Here is a 287-nt window from a genome sequence, read left to right as displayed (position 1 = left end):
GCGGAAAACGCCAAAGACGTTCACGTCGAACAGCGCCTGAGCCTGAACAGTCGAGGATTCCTCGGCCGCGCCAAACAGGCCCATACCGGCATTGTTGACAAGCAGGTCGATGCGCCCGGTTTCGGCCAGCACATCGTCGACCAGCTGTGACACGGATGTGTCATCGGTCACGTCGCAGGTCAGCATCGTCACGCCGTCGCTTTTTCCAGCGATCGCGCGACGGCTGGTGCCGAACACACGAAAACCAGCGCTCTGCAGGGCATCGGACATGCAACGGCCAATGCCCT

At 61.3% G+C, this 287-nt stretch carries 1 protein-coding gene; it reads right to left on the bottom strand.

The window, feature by feature from the left end:
- On the bottom strand, positions 1-287 hold a 287-nt coding region (locus EN857_RS34230; protein WP_135897743.1), incomplete at both ends, for an SDR family NAD(P)-dependent oxidoreductase.

This window comes from Mesorhizobium sp. M4B.F.Ca.ET.214.01.1.1 (genome assembly GCF_004791545.1).
GTDB classification, from domain to species: Bacteria; Pseudomonadota; Alphaproteobacteria; order Rhizobiales; family Rhizobiaceae; genus Mesorhizobium; species Mesorhizobium abyssinicae.
Note: the sequence above shows the minus strand (reverse complement) of the source record. Positions and strands in the feature narration are given on the sequence as shown.